General features: G+C 48.0%; 18 protein-coding genes. All 18 read left to right on the top strand.

Features of this window, described 5'->3' with window-relative positions; translation table 11 throughout:
- The first annotated feature begins 74 nt into the window (after positions 1–74).
- The 18 genes from pyrH to kdsA all read left to right on the top strand — a co-directional run bounded on the left by pyrH (position 75) and on the right by kdsA (position 21,478).
- On the top strand, positions 75–806 hold the full coding sequence (pyrH, locus tag Q0698_RS04730; protein ID WP_298634232.1) for a UMP kinase: 732 nt from the start codon (positions 75–77) through the stop codon (positions 804–806).
- Between the two features lie 6 nt (positions 807–812).
- A complete protein-coding gene (gene frr, locus Q0698_RS04725) occupies positions 813–1,370 on the top strand; it encodes a ribosome recycling factor (RefSeq protein WP_298634230.1) in 558 nt (185 codons plus the stop codon).
- Between the two features lie 120 nt (positions 1,371–1,490).
- Positions 1,491–2,222: a polyprenyl diphosphate synthase gene (uppS, locus tag Q0698_RS04720; protein ID WP_298634228.1), complete on the top strand. Its 732-nt coding sequence runs from the start codon at positions 1,491–1,493 to the stop codon at positions 2,220–2,222.
- A gap of 1 nt (position 2,223) precedes the next feature.
- Positions 2,224–3,057, top strand: coding sequence for a phosphatidate cytidylyltransferase (locus Q0698_RS04715; protein ID WP_298634226.1), 834 nt, complete (start codon positions 2,224–2,226; stop codon positions 3,055–3,057).
- Positions 3,057–4,232: a 1-deoxy-D-xylulose-5-phosphate reductoisomerase gene (gene ispC, locus Q0698_RS04710; RefSeq protein ID WP_298634225.1), complete on the top strand. Its 1,176-nt coding sequence runs from the start codon at positions 3,057–3,059 to the stop codon at positions 4,230–4,232. The genes Q0698_RS04715 and ispC overlap by 1 nt, the downstream gene beginning before the upstream one ends.
- A gap of 2 nt (positions 4,233–4,234) precedes the next feature.
- A complete protein-coding gene (gene rseP / locus Q0698_RS04705) occupies positions 4,235–5,587 on the top strand; it encodes an RIP metalloprotease RseP (protein WP_298634223.1) in 1,353 nt (450 codons plus the stop codon).
- Between the two features lie 71 nt (positions 5,588–5,658).
- The gene (gene bamA / locus Q0698_RS04700; RefSeq protein ID WP_298634221.1) at positions 5,659–8,382 is read left to right on the top strand and encodes an outer membrane protein assembly factor BamA; all 2,724 of its coding nucleotides are present in this window, start codon (positions 5,659–5,661) and stop codon (positions 8,380–8,382) included.
- 44 nt (positions 8,383–8,426) lie between these two features.
- The gene (locus tag Q0698_RS04695; RefSeq protein WP_298634219.1) at positions 8,427–8,972 is read left to right on the top strand and encodes an OmpH family outer membrane protein; all 546 of its coding nucleotides are present in this window, start codon (positions 8,427–8,429) and stop codon (positions 8,970–8,972) included.
- A gap of 13 nt (positions 8,973–8,985) precedes the next feature.
- On the top strand, positions 8,986–9,990 hold the full coding sequence (gene lpxD / locus Q0698_RS04690; protein ID WP_298634217.1) for a UDP-3-O-(3-hydroxymyristoyl)glucosamine N-acyltransferase: 1,005 nt from the start codon (positions 8,986–8,988) through the stop codon (positions 9,988–9,990).
- A gap of 15 nt (positions 9,991–10,005) precedes the next feature.
- Positions 10,006–10,440 carry a 3-hydroxyacyl-ACP dehydratase FabZ gene (gene fabZ / locus Q0698_RS04685; RefSeq protein WP_298634215.1) on the top strand — a complete coding sequence of 145 codons (435 nt, stop codon included), beginning with the start codon at positions 10,006–10,008 and terminating at the stop codon, positions 10,438–10,440.
- Positions 10,441–10,485: 45 nt separating this feature from the next.
- A complete protein-coding gene (gene lpxA / locus Q0698_RS04680; RefSeq protein ID WP_298634212.1) occupies positions 10,486–11,265 on the top strand; it encodes an acyl-ACP--UDP-N-acetylglucosamine O-acyltransferase in 780 nt (259 codons plus the stop codon).
- On the top strand, positions 11,265–12,386 hold the full coding sequence (gene lpxB, locus Q0698_RS04675; RefSeq protein ID WP_298634210.1) for a lipid-A-disaccharide synthase: 1,122 nt from the start codon (positions 11,265–11,267) through the stop codon (positions 12,384–12,386). Before lpxA ends, lpxB begins: the two co-directional genes overlap by 1 nt.
- A complete protein-coding gene (rnhB, locus tag Q0698_RS04670; RefSeq protein WP_298634208.1) occupies positions 12,374–12,991 on the top strand; it encodes a ribonuclease HII in 618 nt (205 codons plus the stop codon). The genes lpxB and rnhB overlap by 13 nt, the downstream gene beginning before the upstream one ends.
- Positions 12,992–13,001: 10 nt before the next feature.
- Positions 13,002–16,493 (top strand): DNA polymerase III subunit alpha, encoded by a 3,492-nt coding sequence (gene dnaE, locus Q0698_RS04665; RefSeq protein ID WP_298634206.1) that lies wholly within the window; start codon positions 13,002–13,004, stop codon positions 16,491–16,493.
- 134 nt (positions 16,494–16,627) lie between these two features.
- On the top strand, positions 16,628–17,575 hold the full coding sequence (locus Q0698_RS04660; RefSeq protein ID WP_298634204.1) for an acetyl-CoA carboxylase carboxyltransferase subunit alpha: 948 nt from the start codon (positions 16,628–16,630) through the stop codon (positions 17,573–17,575).
- A gap of 3 nt (positions 17,576–17,578) precedes the next feature.
- Complete coding sequence (gene tilS / locus Q0698_RS04655; RefSeq protein WP_298634202.1) at positions 17,579–18,853, top strand: tRNA lysidine(34) synthetase TilS; 1,275 nt, start codon at positions 17,579–17,581, stop codon at positions 18,851–18,853.
- Positions 18,854–18,995: 142 nt separating this feature from the next.
- On the top strand, positions 18,996–20,633 hold the full coding sequence (locus Q0698_RS04650) for a CTP synthase (RefSeq protein ID WP_298634200.1): 1,638 nt from the start codon (positions 18,996–18,998) through the stop codon (positions 20,631–20,633).
- Positions 20,633–21,478, top strand: a complete 846-nt coding sequence (gene kdsA, locus Q0698_RS04645; RefSeq protein ID WP_298634198.1) for a 3-deoxy-8-phosphooctulonate synthase — start codon at positions 20,633–20,635, stop codon at positions 21,476–21,478. Before Q0698_RS04650 ends, kdsA begins: the two co-directional genes overlap by 1 nt.
- The last annotated feature ends 3 nt before the right edge of the window (positions 21,479–21,481 follow it).

Below are 21,481 nucleotides of genomic sequence, written 5' to 3'. Positions count from 1 at the left end.
GAAAACGGCGAACCTCGGTTCGCCGTTTTTGTATATACTATGGTTATGTCGAGATTCTTGGGAGAGTTATGGGTGTGACTGAAAAGAAGGCTAAAGATCGTAAATATAAACGGATTCTATTAAAGCTTAGCGGCGAAGAGCTAATGGGTGATGGTGAGTTCGGTATTGATCCCAAGGTGCTTGATAAAATGGCGCTGGAGATTGGGCAGCTTGTCGGAATCGGCGTTCAGGTTGGTCTCGTGATAGGTGGAGGAAACCTATTTCGAGGTAAGGCGCTAAGCGAAGCCGGTCTCGATCGCGTAGCAGGTGACCATATGGGTATGCTGGCGACCGTTATGAATGCTTTAGCGATGCGTGATGCGCTTGAACGAGCGAATATTTCTAGTCGTGTGATGTCGGCGATTCCCATGAGCGGTATTGTAGATCACTACGACCGTCGTCAGGCCGTTCGCTGCCTGGCAAATAATGAAGTGCTTATCTTTGCCGCGGGTACAGGTAACCCGTTCTTTACAACTGATTCAGCAGCATCTTTACGTGGTATTGAGATTGAAGCCGATATCGTACTAAAAGCTACTAAAGTAGATGGCGTCTACACTGCAGATCCAATTAAGGATCCAACAGCAGTGATGTACGACCGTCTTAGCTATGATGAAGTGCTTGATAAAAAGCTTGGTGTGATGGATTTAACATCAATCTGCCTAGTACGTGATCACGGAATGCCGGTTCGCGTTTTTAGAATGTCAAAAGCAGGTGCGTTGCTCAATATTGTTGTGGGCGATGACGAAGGCACCTTGATAGAGGGATAACATATAATGATGAATGAAATTCAGTCCGATGCTAAGGCTCGGATGGAGAAAAGTTTGGTCGCGCTAACGAGTGCTTTTAGTAAAATTCGTACCGGTCGTGCACATCCAGCCATTCTAGATACCGTTTTCGTTGATTACTACGGAACGCCAACACCGTTGAAGCAAGTTGCTAATATCGGAGTTGAGGACGCGCGAACGCTAACCGTTTCGCCATGGGAAAAGCCAATGACGCCCGTCATTGAAAAGGCAATTATGGCATCCGACTTAGGTTTGAACCCAGCTACCTCAGGTACCTTGATTCGCGTGCCAATGCCGATGCTAACGGAAGAAACTCGTAAGCAATACACCAAGCAAGCTCGTGGAGAAGCGGAAACGGCTCGTGTGTCAGTGCGCAATGCGCGTCGCGATGCGAACGCGGATTTTAAGGACTTGCTCAAGGAAAAAGAGATTTCTGAAGATGAATTGCGCCGCGGCGAAGATCAGATTCAGAAACTGACTGATCAATATGTGGCCAAAATTGGCGAAATGCTTGAGGCGAAAGAAAAAGATTTGATGGAAATTTAATCAATCTTAGTTCTTCAATGCCGGATTCAGCCCACTGAGTCCGGCATTTCTTTTTTTAACGGTCAAAATTTTGTTATAGTCGCTGAGTTGTTTTGATTGTCATACCGAGGGTGCCAAACTTTGAGTGGAAATTCTATCCCCCAGCATGTTGCCATTATTATGGATGGAAATAATCGTTGGGCCAAGGCGCGAAGAAAGTTTGGCATAGCTGGGCACCAAGAGGGTGTTGAGCGAGTACGTGAAGTTTTAGAGGCGGCGATTGCTGCAGAGGTAAAAGTACTCACTTTATATGCCTTCTCAAGTGAGAACTGGCAGCGACCGGCCACAGAAGTGAAGGGCCTAATGGGTCTCCTTCAACGGTATCTAGAGAAAGAAGCTAAGTCGTTGGCAAAGAAGAACGTTCGATTGCATTTAATCGGTTCTCGAGAGCGATTTTCGAAAAAACTAAACGCAGTCATGGATGAAGCTGAACGCTTAACCGCGGGCGGAGAATATCGCTTAAATATTGCCGTAGACTACGGTGGTCGTTGGGATATTGTCGAGGCAGCAAAAAAACTAGCTTCTGACGTTAAGGCTAACAAGCTTATGGTAGAAGACATTACTGAAGAGTTATTTACTAAAGCATGTCAGTTGAGCGACATTGTCGCCCCGGATTTATTGATTCGAACGGGCGGGGAAAAACGCATTAGTAACTACTTACTCTGGCAATGTGCCTATACTGAATTTTATTTTACGCCTGAATTGTGGCCTGACTTCAATGGCGAAAGTCTAAAGCAGGCATTGGCGGATTATGCAGGGCGACAGCGTCGCTTTGGTAAAACATCCGAACAAATAACGGCGCAAGGGTCTTAATATGCTTAAGCAGCGAGTTATAACCGCAGTGGTTATTGCAGCTTTATTTATTGCGGGAGTGGTTTACTCGACCCCTCTGCAAGGAACACTTTTTTTGGCGTTGGTGTGGCTGCTCGGGGCATGGGAGTGGGCGCAATTAGCGGCTATTGTCAATCGTTGGGTTAAGGCGCTGTACGTTGCTGTCGTAGCGGTTGTAATGATGGTGTTGCATTGGATTACTTTCGACGGTCTTACTGCCTTTAATCTCGATGTTGTTCGCAATGTCTTTATAGTCGCTAGTATCGTATGGGGAGTTCTCTTCCTGTGGGTTCAAGGTTACCCTTCGTCAGCGACCATTTGGCGTCATCCGCTGATAGTTCTATTGCTCGGAGTGTTGATTTTAGTGCCTGCTTGGTACGCAATGGTGCTGTTAAAATTCGAACATCACTACGCTTTGATACTCATCGCAGTGCTATTGATGGCGGTTGGTAATGATACCGGTGCCTTTGCAGTGGGTAAAACAATGGGTAAACACAAACTTGCCAAGGAAGTCAGCCCTAAGAAGACTTGGGAAGGTTTTTTCGGCGGCGTTGTTTTGGGCGCCATTGTGGGTTTCGTCATTGCCTACCTCATGGAGCTTCCTGCTTCGGATTGGCGTGGGTGGATGTTAGCGACGTTGGCAGCCATTGCGGGATCTGTAATTGGAGATCTAGCCGAAAGTATGTTTAAACGCCAGGCCGGTGTGAAGGATTCGGGTGTTTTACTTCCGGGTCACGGCGGCTTCTTAGATCGTTTGGATTCACTCTCTGCTGCATTTCCTCTGTTCGCGCTCGTTTACTTCTTTGAGTTTTACTGATGCCGGTTCAGCAAGTAACGATTCTTGGCTCTACCGGTTCGATCGGCCAAAACACGCTAGACGTCATTTCCCAACATTTTGATCGATATCAGGTTTTTGCATTGGTCGCGGGCGAGAATTGGCAGCAAATGCTACTGGACGCGAAGCGCTTTAATCCCGAAGTTATTGTGATGGCGAGTGAGTCAGCCGCTGCTAAGTTACGTGAAGCGCTTTCGGCTACCAAAATTGAAGTTCAGTCCGGGCTTCAGGCTATGATTGACGTGAGCGAGACGTCGTCTGTCGATATTGTTATGGCAGCAATTGTAGGAGCCGCTGGACTTCCAGCCTCTTTATCTGCAGCAAAAGCGGGTAAGAAGGTACTGCTGGCAAACAAGGAATCACTTGTGGTCGCGGGGGAGTTATTCATGCGCACGGTTCGCGAGAACGGTGCAACCCTGTTGCCGATTGATAGTGAACATAACGCCATATTTCAGTGTCTAGATGCGGGTAAGTTTGATCGAGAGCGTGGCGGGGTGTCTCGTATCCTACTCACAGGTTCTGGTGGCCCATTTAGGACGACTGAATTGGTCGATTTCGCTACGATCACGCCAGAACTAGCAGTGGCTCACCCAAACTGGAGTATGGGGCCTAAAATATCAGTGGATTCGGCCACCATGATGAATAAAGGGTTGGAGTTAATCGAAGCCTGTTGGCTGTTTGATGTTACGCCAGCTGATATCGATGTTGTGCTTCACCCGCAAAGTATTATCCATTCTATGGTCAGTTACATTGACGGTTCGGTCATCGCGCAAATGGGTAATCCCGATATGCGGACACCAATCGCCTACGGTTTATCCTATCCTGAGCGCATAACGAGTGGCGTGAAACCCCTTAATTTCACTGACATTGCACGCTTGGATTTCGATGTTCCCGATCAACAGCGATACCCATGTTTATGGTTGGCTAGAGAAGCTTTCGAGATTGGTGGTGCTAAGCCTGCAATCCTTAATGCGGCAAATGAAGTAGCCGTAGCAGCCTTTCTTGTCGGTGAAATAGCATTTAGTGATATTGCTAAGGTCTGCCAAGATGTATTGGAGCAAGAGCTCTGTGGTTCTGTCGCGTCGTTAGATGAAATTCTAAGTATAGATCTAGTCGCCCGCAATGCGGCTCAAGCATTGATTAATCAGAGGTCGTGATAGTGGAATTGCTTCAAACAGTGTTAATCGCCTTGGTAACGCTAGGTATTTTGGTTGCAATTCATGAGTTTGGACATTTTTGGGTAGCTCGCCGCTGCGGTGTGAAAGTGATCAAGTTCTCCATTGGCTTCGGTCCTGACCTACTCCGTTATACCGCTAAAGACGGAGTCGTCTATTCGTTTTCAGCTATTCCTTTAGGCGGTTACGTTCGGATGGCGGGAGAGGACGACGATGAATCTCGTGATGCTGAACCACATGAAATGTTTGACGCTAAGACAGTTTGGCAGCGAATTGCAATAGTTGGTGCGGGGCCGGCGATTAACTTGCTACTCGCAGTAGTTGTGTTTTTTGGGCTTTCACTTCGCGGTGAAGTGGGGCTTGCACCCGTTATTGGCAATTATGAGCCGACGTCGCCCGCTGCAAGTCTAGATCTTAGTTCAGGTCAGGAAATCTATGCCGTTGACGGTAAGCAGACTAGTACGTGGCGCGAGGTCTCATTGGCGCTACTCGATCGAGTCGGTGACTCGGGGATCGTAAGCTTCACAGTAGGTTACCCCGAGTCAACCTTGACGTACGATGTGAGCGTTCCAATTGAAGGTTTCCTGTCACAGGGTGAGGTTAGCGATCCAATACAAGAGCTGGGAATTGAACCTTGGCTACCACCTCTAAGGCTCGAGGTGAGCTCGGTGCAAGTGGGCAGTCCTGCTGAATATGCAGGACTCTTGGTAGGCGATGTCATCGAATCCACAGACGGAATAGTTTTTGAGCGCTTCACTCAGTGGTCAGATTACATTCAAGATCGTGCCGATCAGGAAATAGCCCTTGGTTTGCTCCGTAATAGCGAATCACTAACGTTAACAATCGTACCGAAAGAAAGTGAACTAAATAATGAACGTCGTGTGCTTCTCGGTGTCTCATTATTACAGCAAACGTGGCCAGAAGAGATGGTTCGTCGCTATCACTATTCAATTCCTGAGGCACTGTGGAACGGGGTAGATAGAACCGTTGACACTTCGATTTTTATCGTTAAGTCGATTGCGAAGATGATTACGGGTGATATTTCGACCAAAAACTTGAGTGGGCCGATAACGATTGCTAAAGTGGCATCCGATTCTGCAGCGAATGGCGTCGCCAGCTGGCTTAGTTTGCTTGCTTTGCTAAGTGTAAGTTTGGGGGTGCTGAATTTGCTGCCGATACCAGTTCTCGATGGTGGTCACCTACTGTTTTATTTCATTGAGGCTGTAAAGGGTTCGCCAGTGGACAAACGCGTGCAGCAGTATGGCATGCAGGCAGGGATGGCTTTGGTGCTTTTGGTGACGTTACTAGCAATTTATAACGATATATTACGTCTCTAAAACCGATAAAAAATAACAAGAATTTAGCGTTCATCACATAGAGCGCAAGAGAATTTACTTACAAGGTCATTATGAAACGATTTGCCAGAAATTTATTAGCGGTGGCGCTGTTACCTACGGCGGCCATGGCGTCTGAATTCCGCGTCTCAGATATCCGACTCGAAGGTCTGCAGCGTCTTTCTGCAGGGACTGTATTTGCTTCGTTACCAATCAACATTGGCGATACTATTGATTCTTCAGCGCTTCGTCTTGCTGCGAGAAGCCTGTTTGCCAGTGGCTATTACGATGATGTCCGCTTTGAAGAAGATAATGGTGTATTGGTTGTACACGTTGTCGAGCGACCAGCAATCGATTCGATTGAAATTGAAGGCGAGAAAGCGATTGCTGAGGAAGATCTCCTAGCGGGTTTGTCGGATTCAGGGCTTGCAGAGGGGCAGATTTTTAAGCGTTCTGTGCTCGATGGTATTACGCAAGAACTAGAGCGACAGTACATCTCTCAGGGGCGCTATAACGCTACGGTCGAAGCGGAAATCGTAGAGCTCGCACGTAATCGTGTCCAGATCAACATTGATATTGATGAGGGTAGTGCCGCTTCAGTCCGACATATTAATCTTGTCGGTAATACCCTTTTCACTGACGAAGTCTTGATGGAAGACTTCGAGATGAAGGAGTCTGATTGGCTGTCGTGGATGGGCAGTGAGGATAAATACTCTCGAGAAAAACTAGCGGGTGATATCGAGCGACTTCGCTCCTACTATCTCGATCGTGGCTATTTGGATTTTCAGATTGATTCAACTCAGGTCACTATTTCTGATGATAACGAATCTATCTTTGTAACCCTCAATATGACAGAAGGGGAGCAATACCAAATTGGCGAAACGAATATCGTGGGTGAGTTGGTAGTCAATGAGTCAGAATTGTCTCGCTTAGTACTTATTCAGCCAGGTATGACGTTTTCGCAAATTTTGATGACAACATCAGCAGACTATATGACCCAGCGACTTAGCAATGAAGGCTACACCTTTGCCGAAGTCAATGGTGTTCCCGAGGTGAATGAAGAGGGTAAAGTTGATATTACTTTCTTTGTCCAGCCTGGAGAGCGAACCTACGTTAGGCGAGTTGAGTTTCGTGGTAATACCAAAACTGCCGACGATGTACTCCGCCGCGAAATGCGGCAAATGGAAGGGTCAACTGCATCGAATATTGCGATCGATCAAGGTAAGGTTCGCCTAGAGAGACTGGGTTATTTTAAAGGCGTTGAAGTGGCAACCACTGAAGTCGCTGGAACTGAAGACCAAGTAGATGTTACCTATACCGTAGAGGAACAGCCATCAGGTAACGTGGGGGGTAGTGTTGGCTATTCGGATGGCTATGGTTTGATTTTTCAGGCAAACCTTCAACAGAACAACTTTCTTGGTACCGGTAATGCGTTTGGTATCAACTTGAGCTCTTCAAAGTACTACAAGAGCGCTAGCCTTAACTATACCGATCCATATTTCACTCCTGATGGTGTAAGTCGTGGCTTTAATGTTTTCTATAGTCAGCGGGACTACGGAAGTAGCGGTTTTACTCCGTTTGGCGTGGATAAGTACGGTGCTGGTGTAACATTAGGTTGGCCGATATCCGAGATCGAACGAATCTCCCTTGGATTGACTTACAATCACTCGCTGATTACGCCAGGATTCAGTCCAGCTCAGCAAATTCAGTCTACACCGGGCGATATCAACGATAGTGGTTATCAGTATTGGGCCGAACAGTCGGATCTCTTAAATGATGGCGGTTCCTTTGTCGATGACCCAGATAACCCCATTTTAGATGATAATGGTGATCCTGTATTGGATGACGACGGCAATCCTACATTCGGCCAGATGTATCAAGATGATCCCAATGATTGTTATGACTTGGGTACGAGCTCCATTACAGGCTCTAGCTTTATTTATTATTCCTGTGCGCTAAATGACATCAGCACGGTGGAGGATAGCCAGCTTACTAATAACCCTCCTGGTTTTATTGATGAATATGGCGAAGAGTACGATGACTTTACGCTTCGAGTAACATGGATGCAGTCAACCTTGAACCGAGGTATTTTGGCTAATCGTGGTTATCGTCAAAGTCTTGTATTCTCGGCGACAACTCCAAATTCTGACCTTAGCTACTACAAGGTGAATTATGAGGGGCAAATCTTTCAACCGCTGACAAGTTTCTTGACCCTTCGCCTTCACACTCGTCTAGGTTATGGTAATGGCTACGGTGATCTTGATGAATTACCGTTCTTTGAGAATTTCTATGCAGGTGGTCTTGGGTCGGTTCGCGGATATAACCGAAACGTGCTTGGGCCGCGAACCTCATCAGCTGAATACTATGCAGGTCAGCAGGTAATCAATTCAGACGGGTTTGGTGAAGGAACCTTAGTGAATGCGAATGGCCAACTTGTGACTCAGTTGTCGGGTACTAGCCAGCGCACCAATGCGTTTGGTGGTAACTTTCTCGTAACAGCCGGGGCAGAATTTATTTTCCCAACACCGTTTGTTAAAGACCAGCGAAGTGTGCAATCGTCCTTCTTTATTGATACCGGTAACGTTTTTAGTACCAGTTGTGAGAATGGTGAGTTAAACTGTTACGACTTTGATGTGAGCAAACTTAGTGGTTCTTATGGTTTGAGCCTAACTTGGATTTCAGGCTTTGGCCCATTGACCTTTAGTTATGCCTTGCCGTTTAATTATGATAAGTCTCTCGAGGGCTCAGGTTATGACTTTATCGAGCGCTTCCAGTTCTCGATGGGACAAGCATTTTAAAATAATATAAACAATAACGTTTTTTTGATATTTGGAGAGTTACCGTGCGTTTTCTAGTTAAATTAGCAGCTTCTATGTTGGCCGTTGTCTTATCAACATCTGTTCTGGCTCAGGGTAAGGTCGCCGTTGTCGATTTGAATGCCGCTATCATGGAGACCGATGTCGCAAAAATGCGTATTCAAGAACTTCAAGCTCAAGCTGATGTTCAAGAAGTTATCACTGAAGCAGAGACATTGATGGCTGATATTCGTGCACTTCAGGAAGAGGGGCAAGCTAACTCGGTAACATGGAGTGCAGAGCGCCTACAGGAGCAGCAAGCTGCCATTCAGAGTAAGAGTGTAGATTTTCAAGCAGCTCAGACTAAGCTGAACGACGCACAAAATCGTGTAGTGGGTACGTTGATGCAAGAGCTTCGTCCGCGTGCGGGCCAAGCGGTTCAGGACTTAATTCAGTCTGAAGGCATTGGTTTATTGTTAGACAAGTCAGCCGTTTACCCCGTTGGTCGTCAGCAGGGTTCGCCAGTTGTGCTGTATGTCGACACGTCTTTTGATTTGACTCCTCGTGTTACAGAGAAACTTAACCAAGGTTAAGAGGTAATAGGGCTTGGAATATAGCTTAAAACAACTCGCTTCGATCGTAGGCGGATCAGTTCAGGGTGACGATAGTTACCTTATCCAGGGGCTGGCTACTCTTCAGAGTGCCGGCCCTTGTCATCTTTCATTTTTGGCTAATGCTAAATACACCTCTCAGTTAGCCTCTACTTCGGCTGGTGCGGTGATCTTAAATCCTGCGTCAGTGGAGAGTTTTGTCGGCAATGCTCTCGTGGTGGACGATGCCTACGTTGCCTTTGCGAAACTTACTCATATATTCGAAAAGAAGAGTAGCTCAAGTGGCGGTGTACATCCTTCGGCCGTTATTGCGGGCAGTGCTAAGGTTTCCCCGTCGGCACTCATCGGTCCAAATGTTGTGGTTGGCGAAAATGTTGTCATCGGTGAGAACACGGTTTTGGGAGCTAACGTAGTTATCGGCGATGAATCTGTTTTAGGTGATAGCTGTGAAATTAAACCAAACGTCGTCCTCTATCATGGGGTCAGATTAGGTCATCGAGTACGAATTCATAGTGGCTCGGTGATCGGCTCTGATGGGTTTGGTTTCGCCCCAATGCCCGATGGTTGGTTTAGAATCTGTCAGTTGGGTGGTGTAATTATTGGTAACAACGTTGATATTGGTGCTAATACCTGCATTGACCGAGGCGCTTTGGATGATACCGAAATTGCCGACGACGTTATTATTGATAACTTAGTGCAAATTGCTCACAACGTTAAGATTGGACGCTATACTGCGATTGCCGGTGCTGCAGGTGTTGCTGGAAGTACTGTCGTAGGCGAAAGATGTACCTTGGCTGGTGGTGCTGGTATCGTGGGACATTTACAGATTGCTGATAATGTCCACATTACGGCAAGTACAATGGTGACAAAATCTATCACTGAAGCAGGCTCTTATTCGTCTGGAACGCCGATGATGCCAACATCTGAGTGGCGCAAGAACGCGGTTCGATTCAGTCAGCTTAAGGATTTAGCGCTCGTCATCAAGAAACTGGATAAATAAGGAAGGAATTGAGTAGTGGATATTCGTGAAATTCAGGACTACTTACCTCATCGATACCCATTTCTATTGATTGATCGTGTGCTTGAAGTTAAGCCCATGGAGTCTATCCACGCCATCAAAAATATTTCAATTAATGAGCCTCAGTTTAATGGTCACTTCCCCCATGCTCCAATTTTTCCCGGGGTGTTAATCGTGGAGGCTCTGGCCCAAGCGTCAGGTATCCTTGGGTTTAAGTCCGCAGGAAAAAAAGCGACTAACGGCTCCCTCTATCTATTTGCCGGAGCAGATAATGTGCGATTCAAAAAGCCCGTGGTGCCGGGAGATCAACTGCATTTACACGCGAACTATGTAGTTCATAAGCGCGGGATCTGGAAGTTTGAATGCGAGGCAAGGGTTGATGGCCAAGTCGTTGCCCGGGCGAGTATTACCAGTGCTGAGCGAACGATTTAATCAACTTTATACTCAAAGTACTTCACTGAATTAGAAGGTTTCACTGTGACGAAAAATATACATCCCACCGCGATTGTTGATCCCAGTGCTAGTCTTGCCGAAGATGTAATCGTTGGCCCCTACGCGATCATTGGTGAGCGAGTCACCATAGGCAAAGGTTCTCGGATTGAATCCCACGCCGTGATTAAGGGTCCGAGTATCATTGGTGAGGACTGTCATATCTTTCAGTTTGCAACAGTGGGCGAGGCAACTCCTGATCTGAAGTACCAAGGAGAAGAAACTTGGTTGAAAATGGGAGATCGCAATGTAGTTCGTGAAGGTGCTACGATCCATCGCGGTACGGTCCAAGATTTGGGTGAGACACGCATCGGCTCGGATAACCTCATTATGGCTTATGCCCACGTTGGTCATGATTGCGTAATAGGTGATCACTGTATTTTGGTGAATAACTCCGCGCTGGCAGGACACGTTTGGGTTGGTGATTGGGCAATCCTTGGAGGCTACACCCTTGTTCATCAGAGGGTGAAAATTGGCGCCCATGCCTTCACCGGTTTTGGGACGGGTGTCAGTATGGATGTGCCAGCTTTCGTGACGGCCTCGGGGCACCGTGCAGAACCTAAAGGTATTAATTCCGAGGGGCTCAAGCGCCGCGGCTATACCACTGAACAAATAGCCAATATTACCAAGGCATATAAATTACTTTATCGACGCAAGTTGAAGCTCGACGAAGCGCTCGCTGAGATTCGAGCGCTTGATCCAAACTGTGAAGCGTTAGGCGTGTTTATCAACTCGATATTATCGTCAAAGCGGGGAATCATGCGCTAATGGGACAGCGAGTAGCGATTGTATGTGGCGAGATGAGTGGAGATATATTGGGCGCGGATTTAATCCGCGCTCTTCGTATTCACTGGCCAGACGCTACTTTCGAGGGCGTAGGCGGCCCGAAAATGATCGCCGAGGGCTTCGAGTCCTATTTCGATATGGATCGTTTAGCGGTCATGGGCTTGGTAGAGCCGCTTAAACGTCTCCCCGAGTTACTGAGAATGAGGAAGTCATTAATAACCCGTTATCGTGAAGACCCCCCAACCGTCTTTATTGGTATCGATTCTCCGGATTTTACCACTAATATTGAGCTAGCACTTCGAGCCGCTGGTACTAAGACAGTCCACTATGTCAGTCCATCGGTTTGGGCTTGGCGAAAGGGGCGTATTCACAAGATAAAACGCGCTGATGATCTCATGTTGACATTACTTCCCTTTGAGGCAGATTTCTATCGCCAACATGACGTCCCAGTTGTTTTTGTCGGACACCCCTTAGCAGATCAAATAGAGCCCATCACCGCGGCTGAGGCTCGTAGAGAATTAGGGTTAGACGTAAGTTCTGAAGTGCTAACCTTGATGCCTGGAAGCCGTGAAAGCGAGGTGTCTATGATGAGTCGCGATTACTTTGACGCAGCTAGGGTTTTGTTCGAGCGAGGCGAAATAGAGAATATTGTTATTCCTGCCGCGAATGACGCCCGCTATCGTCAATTAGCTGAACTGCTTTGTCACTACCCCGAGCTACCCGTTAAATTAATCCGCGGACAGTCACAGTTGGCAATGTCGGCAGCATCGGTAGTTTTATTGACCTCCGGTACCACGGCATTGGAAGCCATGTTACTTAATAGGCCAATGGTGGTGGCTTATCGCACTAGCGCCGTAACTTTCTTCGTGATGTCCAGGTTGGTTGATATTAAATTTATTGCACTACCCAACCTGATTGCCGGTGAGAAGATAGTGCCTGAGGTTATCCAATCCGAGGTTAGCGTCGATAGACTAGTAAGCGAAGTCTCTTCGCTACTTCGGAACGATCAACAGAGCGAGCGTTTCTTAGCATTAACTCAAATACTTCAGCAAGGCGGTAGTGCTAAAGCAGCACAAGCTATAGTTTCGCTATGCAGTCATTAGATTTGTTTGCTCCAACTCTAGCTGAGGAGTTGATTGCTGGAGTAGATGAGGTAGGGCGGGGACCGCTAGCCGGAGATGTCGTTACTGCAGCGGTGATTCTTGATCCCAAGCGACCCATCGCTGGCCTGGCGGATTCGAAGAAACTGAGCGAAGCAAAGCGTGATGCGTTGTATGACGAAATTATCGCGAACAGCCTTTGCTATGCAATTGGACGATGTTCAGTAGCAGAAATAGACGAATTAAATATTCTTCAAGCCACGATGCTCGCCATGCATCGTGCGGTGGAAGCTTTGAGTATTCAGCCTAGCTTCGTTAAAGTGGATGGGAATAGAGTGCCGAAGTGGCCTTATCCTAGTGAAGCTATTGTCAAAGGCGACACCAAGGTTGCCGAGATCAGTGCCGCGTCTATTTTGGCGAAGGTCACTCGAGATCGCGAAGTTGCGCAGTTCGACCAGCGCTTTCCCGGTTACGGCTTTGCGAAACACAAGGGTTACCCAACTGCTGCGCATCTAGAGGCGCTAACTAAGTTGGGGGCAACACCATTACATAGAACAAGCTTCGCGCCAGTAAAGCGCGCGCTAGAAGCGTCTAATAAGAATAAATAAGGTAGCTAACGTGTCACAGAGTTTTGTCCACCTTCGTGTACATACCGAATTTTCCCTCGTTGATGGCATTGTTAAAATCAAACCATTAATTGCGGAGACAGCTACGGCGAATATGCCGGCAGTTGCGATTACTGACCTAAATAATATGTATGGTCAGGTGAAGTTCTATAAAGCCTGTCAGAATGCAGGTATCAAGCCTATTGTTGCGGCCGATTTATTGCTCCGTGATGAAGATGGCAGTGTTTTTCAACTACCGTTTCTTGCGCAAACTCTAAAGGGCTATAAGAATCTAACGGAACTGATCTCCAGAGCTTGGACACAGGGGCAGAGGGCAGGTGTTGCTGCCGTGAAGCGCGAATGGATTGAAGAGCTGTCAGAGGGCTTAATTGTACTTTCTGGTGGTATCTTCGGCGATGTAGGTAAGGCCTTGCTTCAGGGGCATCCCGAGGTTGCTGAAGAACGCTGTGATTGGTGGACGACTCATTTCCCCGATAGATTCTATCTAGAAGTTAATCGCTGCGGTCGTATTGGTGACGAACAGCATTTACATGCCGCCGTAGAGCTATCACACCATAAGCAGATTCCCTTGGTAGCCACCAATGATGTTCGTTTCTTGAAGAGCGAAGACTTTGATGTTCATGAAGCGCGCGTGTGTATCCATGACGGTTACACACTGGGAGATAAACGTCGGCAAAAGATCTATACAGACCAACAATACCTTCGTTCCGCCAAAGAGATGGAGACGCTCTTTGCGGATTTACCCGAGGCCCTCGCCAATTCGGTGGTGATTGCGCAGCGCTGTAACGTAGAGATTGAGTTAGGCACCTATTATCTACCGGATTTCCCTATTCCTGAGGGCATGACACAGGACGAATTCTTTACCAAAATTTCCTACGAGGGTCTTACTGACCGCTTGGACTTTCTCTTCGGTAAAGATCACCCAGAATGGGATGAGATTTATGCTCGCTATGCGGAGCGACTGCAGTTCGAACTCGATATCATTATTCAGATGGGCTTCCCCGGTTACTTCTTAATCGTCATGGACTTTATTAAGTGGGCTAAAGATCACGCTATTCCAGTGGGACCAGGTCGAGGGTCTGGTGCCGGCTCACTAGTAGCCTATGTGCTGTTGATTACGGATTTGGATCCGTTAGAGTACGATCTCCTGTTCGAGCGATTCCTGAATCCAGAGCGTGTTTCGATGCCCGATTTCGACGTCGATTTCTGCATGGAAGACCGTGACAAGGTGATCTCATATGTGGCCGACAACTATGGTCGCGATGCAGTGTCTCAGATTATTACCTTTGGTACTATGGCGGCAAAGGCGGTGGTTCGTGATGTTGCAAGGGTCCTGGCGAAGTCCTATGGTCTAGCCGATAAATTATCGAAGCTGATTCCTGCCGACCCCGGTATGAGCTTGGCGAAGGCGCTCGAGGAAGAAGCTCAGCTGGGCGAGTTATTAAAAACTGATGAGGATGCGCAGGAAATTTGGGATATGGCGGTCCGCCTTGAGGGTACCGTGCGCAACGTGGGTAAACACGCCGGTGGTGTAGTGATTGCGCCGACTAAGCTGATTGATTTTGCACCACTGTACTCTGATGAGGACGGATCAGGTCTCGTTACTCAGTTTGATAAGAACGATGTAGAGGAAGCGGGTTTAGTAAAGTTTGATTTCCTAGGTTTGCGAACGCTTACTATTATCGACTGGGCGATTGAAATGATCGATCGGCGCCGGGCGCTAAATAATGAGCCTCCGGTTGATATCTCGAAGATCCCCTTGGATGACCCAGCCACCTACACCCTGTTGAAAAAGGCTGAAACTACGGCGGTATTCCAGTTGGAATCGCGTGGTATGAAAGAACTCATTCTGCGCTTAGAACCGGATAATATTGAAGAGATGATTGCCTTGGTGGCGCTGTTTCGCCCAGGGCCTCTGCAATCGGGAATGGTTGACGATTTCATCAATCGTAAGCATGGTCGAGCTGAGGTCGCCTACCCCGATAAAACCTATCAGCACGAATGTCTGGTGCCAATTCTAGAACCAACCTATGGCGTTATTGTCTATCAAGAGCAGGTCATGCAGATTGCTCAGGAGCTCGCCGGTTACTCGCTGGGTCAGGCTGACTTACTCCGTCGAGCTATGGGTAAGAAGAAGCCCGAAGAAATGGCCAAGCAGCGTTCGAGTTTTGAAGAGGGTGCCGCAAAGCAGGGGATTGACCCCCAGTTGGCGATTCGTATCTTCGACTTGGTAGAGAAGTTTGCGGGTTATGGCTTTAACAAGTCCCACTCGGCGGCGTATGCGATTGTTTCCTATCAGACGGCATGGCTGAAGGCGCACTATCCGGCCGAGTTTATGGCTGCGACCATGTCATCGGATATGGATAAGACAGAGAAGGTTGTAACCTTCATTGAAGAATGCCGACATATGGGCCTTGAAATTCTGCCTCCCGATGTCAATCGCGGTGAACTGAAGTTTTCGGTTGATGAACAGGGGCGAATTATTTACGGCTTAGGTGCTATTAAGGGCCTTGGTGAAGGTCCAGTAGAAAGTATTCTTGACGCGCGCAAGGATCAGCCGATTGAAGATTTATTCGACTTTTGCTCGCGAACTGACCCCAAGCGGGTAAATAAACGGGCAATCGAGGCGCTGATTTACTCCGGTGCATTTGACTCCATTGGGCCGCAGAGTGACAACATCAGCGCCAATCGCGCCGCACTTTTAGCGGCGGTCCCTGAAGCGGTCAAGGCGGCGGATCAGACGGCTAAATCTGTGAGTGCAGGGTTAGATGATTTGTTTGGTGGAGTAGGTCCCGATAGCTTCGGTGACGAAAATGTCTACGAGAAGTATACGAGTGAACTGCCTTGGACATTACGAGAGCGTCTCGATCACGAGCGCGATACGCTGGGATTGTATCTAACGGGTCATCCCATTGATGAATACGAGGATGAACTTCGACGGGTAGTGCGATACCGCCTGCGAGATCTCCGTGCCGACAAGAATAAGCAGCGCCTCGTTGGGCTGGTGGTGGACATCCGTGCGATTAAAACGAAGCGCGGTGATACCATGCTTATCGTTAAACTCGATGATAGAACTGGGCAGATAGATATCGCCATGTTCTCTGATTTGGTGGAAAGTAACCGCAATAAAATTCAGTTGAACTCTATTATCGTGGTTGAGGGCGAGGTTAGTCAGGACAACTTTACCGGAGGTTTAAAAGCCCGAGCTCACGATGTGATGCGTTGGGATGAGTCCCGGTCCAAACTATTGGCTAATATATCCATTGAGCTCTCAAGTTCTCAGGCAACGGTGATAAAACAGAATTTGAAGTCACTGTTTTGCGAATCTCCTGGAGAGTGTCCCGTTGTCCTCCGATATAGTACGAGTAGTGCGGTGGGAGAAGTCAGTATTGATCAATCCTGTTGGGTGACGCCAACGGATGAACTGTTGCAATCATTGCGTCAACGCTTTGGCGAATCGGCGGTAGTGTTAAATTACCGTTAACTTTACTCGACTGATGAGTCACGACATCGTATTATAGGCACCGTTTTATTGCGAAGATGCCCCAGGGTGTGGCGCCGCTCTTAATTTAGTATCCCTAGGCTATGCTTAGGAAAGTCCAAAAGACGAGATAATATATGAATCCGAATTACCTAGACTTTGAACAGCCGATCGCTGAGCTTGAAGCCAAAATTGAAGAATTACAGTTTGTTGGCCACGATTCGGAGGTAAACATTACCGATGAAGTGAGTAAGCTTCGTGGCAAGTGTGAGAAGCTAACCTCAGATATCTACAAGAAGTTAGATTCTTGGCAGATTGTGAAGGTGGCTCGTCACCCGCTTCGCCCATATACCTCCGATTATATTCCACGTATCTTCACGGATTTCGAAGAGTTACATGGTGACCGTCACTTTGGTGATGACCAAGCTATCATTGGTGGCCTAGCCCGTCTTGAAGGTAAACCGGTAATGGTGATCGGCCAGGAGAAGGGTCGGTCGGTCGGCGAGAAGGTTAAGCGTAACTGGGGTATGCCAAAGCCCGAAGGTTATCGTAAAGCTCTGCGCCTTATGCAAATGGCAGAACGTTTTAAGCTACCTGTCATTACGCTAATCGATACACCTGGAGCTTATCCTGGAATCGATTCTGAAGAACGTGGTATCTCCGAAGCTATTGCGCAAAATCTCGCGGTGATGTCTCGCCTCAGTACGCCAATTATTTGTACTGTGATCGGGGAAGGTTCATCGGGCGGCGCGTTGGGAATTGGTGTTGGCGATCAACTAAATATGTTGCAGTACTCCACCTACTTTGTGATTTCTCCAGAAGGCTGTGCCAATATCATTTGGAAGACTGTCGAGAAGGCCCCCGATGCTGCGGAAGCAATGGGTGTGACTTCGTCGGTATTGGAAGAGCTCGGTATTGTTGATACGACTATTCCTGAGCCGATGGGCGGCGCCCATCGAGATGTTGACGCTATGTCAGCGAATATTCGTGAGCACCTAGTGAAACAGCTTGCAGAATTAGAAGCCATGCCAACCGAAAAGCTACTGGAAAAACGCTACCAGCGCTTAATGTCTTACGGCAACTAAGCAATGGTGATTAGGCAGCAACTCAAGGCTGCGCTGGCTTCGGTCATCGCGTCGCGTTGGGTTGTCGCTTGGTCTGGTGGTGCCGATTCAACGGCACTGCTGCATGCGCTCATTCAACTTAATCTCCCTCAGCCAATTCTGGCAATTCACGTCAATCATCAATTACAAGCCAATAGCTCGCTTTGGTCGGAACAATGCCGTCGGATGGCTGCCCAGTGGGGAGTAGATTTTCATGCTGTGGACGTGGCCGTTGTCGCGTCGGGCAAGGGTGTTGAAGCGGCGGCGCGAGAGGCTCGCTATCATGCCTTCGAAGTGTTGCTTGAGTCGGGTGATATGCTTTTACAAGGCCATCATGCTGATGATCAACTGGAAACACTGGTATTCAGGATACTCCGCGGTGAGGGTTTAGTTGGGTTGTCGGGGATTCCCGAGCAGCGTGAGATAGGCCAAGCGAGGCTCCTTCGGCCGTTATTATTCTGTTCTCGCGCGGAGATTGAGGAATATGTGGCGGCACAGGCGTTAACCGTGATTCATGACCCTTCTAATCATAGTCGACAATTCAGTCGGAATCGGATTCGTCATGATGTTATTCCAGCCCTAAAAGCCTTTGAATCCATGGCAGCAGAGCATGCGGCGGCGTCAGCTAAGTACCTCCAACAAAGTGGTGAGGCAATGCGAGAATTGCTTTGTGTTTATCACGAGGAACACATCGGCCGCGATAGGTGGGGATGGTGGTGTAAGCCGATTGAGGCGATGAGTGAACAGAGTGTTTGGATTCACCATTGGATCTCATCGGTTCTGCAGTTATCGATTTCCGGAAAGCTAGTTCGCGAGATTGTAAATTTACTTTACTTGGATGTAGATCGTCGCGGTGAGGTTCGACTGGGCACTTCAGGTTGCTTCTACTCCTACGGCGGCCGGCTCTATTTCGTGAAGGCTAATTCAAGTAATTGGACTAACGAACTCCCCGTTTGCATAGCGGGACACGGCGAAAATTACCAAATTGAAGCCACCACCTCGGGTTTAAGACTGCTACCAAATACCTACGAGATTCGCTTGGTTGAAGCAGCAGGAAAGATTTTGCCTGCGGGTCGAAGAGGGCGCAGGAAGCTGAAGAAGTATTATCAGGACATTCGCGTACCATGGTTCGCTCGTGGGCGTCTTCCAGGACTTTTTTATCAGGGTGAACTCGCCGCCATTGCTGACATTTTGGTCTGTGAGGGATATCAAGCGAAGGAGGGCGAAGTGGGGTGGCTACTGCACCATGAATTCGATTGAGAATTCATGGATATTCTGGTAAGCTGATCTCCCATTCTAGTACGGGGTAAAAACCGTTATTTGCGTCTACAATTGAACGCAGTAATGGTAATAGCGAAAGCGTTACCTCTCATCATAACGAATGGAACTTCCAAGGCTCTTCATGACTCGATTTATATTTGTAACAGGCGGTGTAGTCTCTTCTCTAGGTAAGGGAATTGCGTCAGCATCTCTTGGTGCTATCTTAGAAGCTCGCGGTTTAAACTGTACCGTAATGAAGCTCGATCCCTACATCAACGTTGACCCAGGCACTATGAGCCCCTTACAACACGGCGAAGTATTCGTTACCGAAGATGGTGCGGAAACTGATCTCGACCTCGGTCACTATGAACGCTTTCTCCGTAGCAAGACGTCTCAGCGTTCTAACTTCACGTCTGGTCGCGTCTACGAAACCGTATTGCGAAAGGAACGCCGCGGTGACTATTTAGGCGGTACCGTTCAGGTTATTCCCCATATTACTGACGAAATTAAGCGCCGCGTCTACGAAGGTGGAGCAGGTTATGATGTCGTATTAGTGGAAATTGGCGGCACGGTGGGTGACATCGAGTCCCAGCCGTTTCTTGAGGCGATTCGCCAAATGCGAGTCGAACTTGGTTCAAGCAAAGCGCTCTTAATGCACCTCACTTTGGTTCCGTATATTCGTACCGCCGGCGAAATTAAAACTAAGCCTACTCAGCACTCGGTTAAAGAATTACGTTCTATCGGCCTCCAGCCTGACGTGCTGTTATGTCGTTCAGAAGTGGAAGTCGATGACGATTCACGTCGCAAAATTTCACTCTTCACCAACGTTGAAGAACGAGCAGTTGTGCCGCTTCCTGACGTGAGCACCATTTACGCGATTCCGCGTTTGCTTTCCGAGCAGGGACTTGACGAAATTATCGCTGACAAGCTTCGCCTTGAACTGAAGCCGGTAGACTTTTCCGACTGGGATCGCGTTGTTAACGGTAAGCTTAACCCAGAGCATGAAGTTCGCGTTGCCATGGTAGGCAAATACATGGACCTGCTAGATGCCTACAAGTCAATTAACGAGGCACTGACTCACGCTGGTATCTCCGAGTTGGCGAAGGTTAATGTGGATTATATTGATTCTGAATCACTTGAAAGCGAAGGCACTGGCGCGCTAGAAAACGCTGACGCCATCTTGGTTCCGGGTGGGTTCGGGCCGCGTGGTGTGGAAGGTAAGATCTTGGCCGCACAATTCGCGCGTGAGAACAACGTTCCGTATTTAGGTATTTGTTTGGGCATGCAAGTTGCAGTGATCGAATTCATTCGTAACGTGGTTGGCTTAAAAGGCGCTCACTCAACGGAGCTCGACGCTAACACTCCGCATCCTGTCATTGGTCTAATCACCGAGTGGAAGGACGAATCAGGTAATGTCGAGAAGCGTACCGAAGAGTCTGATATGGGTGGCACTATGCGACTAGGCGCTCAGGGTTGTCGCTTAGTGGCCAACTCCAAAGCTCACCAGGCATACGGCCAGGATTTGATTACTGAGCGTCACCGCCACCGCTATGAAATGAACAATAATTATGTTGATCGTATGCAAAAAGCCGGTATGAAAGTGGGTGGTTGGTCCGCTGACGATGCATTGGTTGAGATGATCGAATTAAAGGACCACCGCTGGTTTGTGGCGTCGCAATTTCACCCAGAGTTTACTTCTACACCACGAGATGGACATCCGTTGTTCAGAAGTTTCATCGCCGAAGCGCTGAAATTTCGCCAAGAAAAGGACGCTAAATAATGCAGCAAAAAACAATTACTGTTGGCAATGTCGACGTTTCTAATGATTTACCAATGGCTCTGTTCGGTGGCATGAACGTCCTCGAATCACGTGATATGGCTATGCAGGTTGCAGAGAAGTACGTTGAAGTGACCACTGAGCTGGGAATGCCGTATGTGTTTAAGGCATCCTTTGATAAAGCTAATCGTTCGTCAATCAACTCGTTTCGCGGTCCTGGTCTAGAGGAAGGCCTGCGGATACTTGAGGAGATTAAGTCGACGTTTAAGGTGCCGATCATTTCCGACGTTCATGAGCCCGATCAGGCGGCACCGGCTGCTGAAGTGTGTGATATTATTCAGCTGCCTGCTTTTCTGTCGCGCCAAACCGATTTAGTTATGGCCATGGCCAAGACCAAAGCCGCAATCAATATTAAGAAAGCTCAATTTCTTGCTCCACACGAAATGAAGCACATCCTGACAAAATGCAAAGAAGCCGGTAATGACCAGTTAATGTTATGTGAACGCGGTACGATGTTCGGATACAACAATTTGGTGGTCGATATGTTGGCGTTTGGTGAGATGAAGAAGTTCGGTTACCCGATTATCTTCGATGTTACTCACAGTCTTCAGCGCCCAGGTGGACGCGAAGATTCAGCAGACGGCCGACGTGCGCAGGTTACCGAACTAGCAAAAGCTGGTTTGTCACAAAAAATAGGTGGTCTCTTCCTTGAAGCGCATCCAGATCCAAGCACTGCAAAGTGCGATGGACCCTGTGCTCTGCGTCTTGACGCGTTGAAACCATTCTTAGAACAGATGAAAGCAATGGATGATCTCGCTAAGTCATTGCCGGACTTAGATACTAAATAACAA

Source organism: uncultured Umboniibacter sp. (assembly GCF_947497555.1).
In the GTDB taxonomy this organism is placed as follows: Bacteria; Pseudomonadota; Gammaproteobacteria; order Pseudomonadales; family DSM-25080; genus Umboniibacter.
Note: the sequence above shows the minus strand (reverse complement) of the source record. Positions and strands in the feature narration are given on the sequence as shown.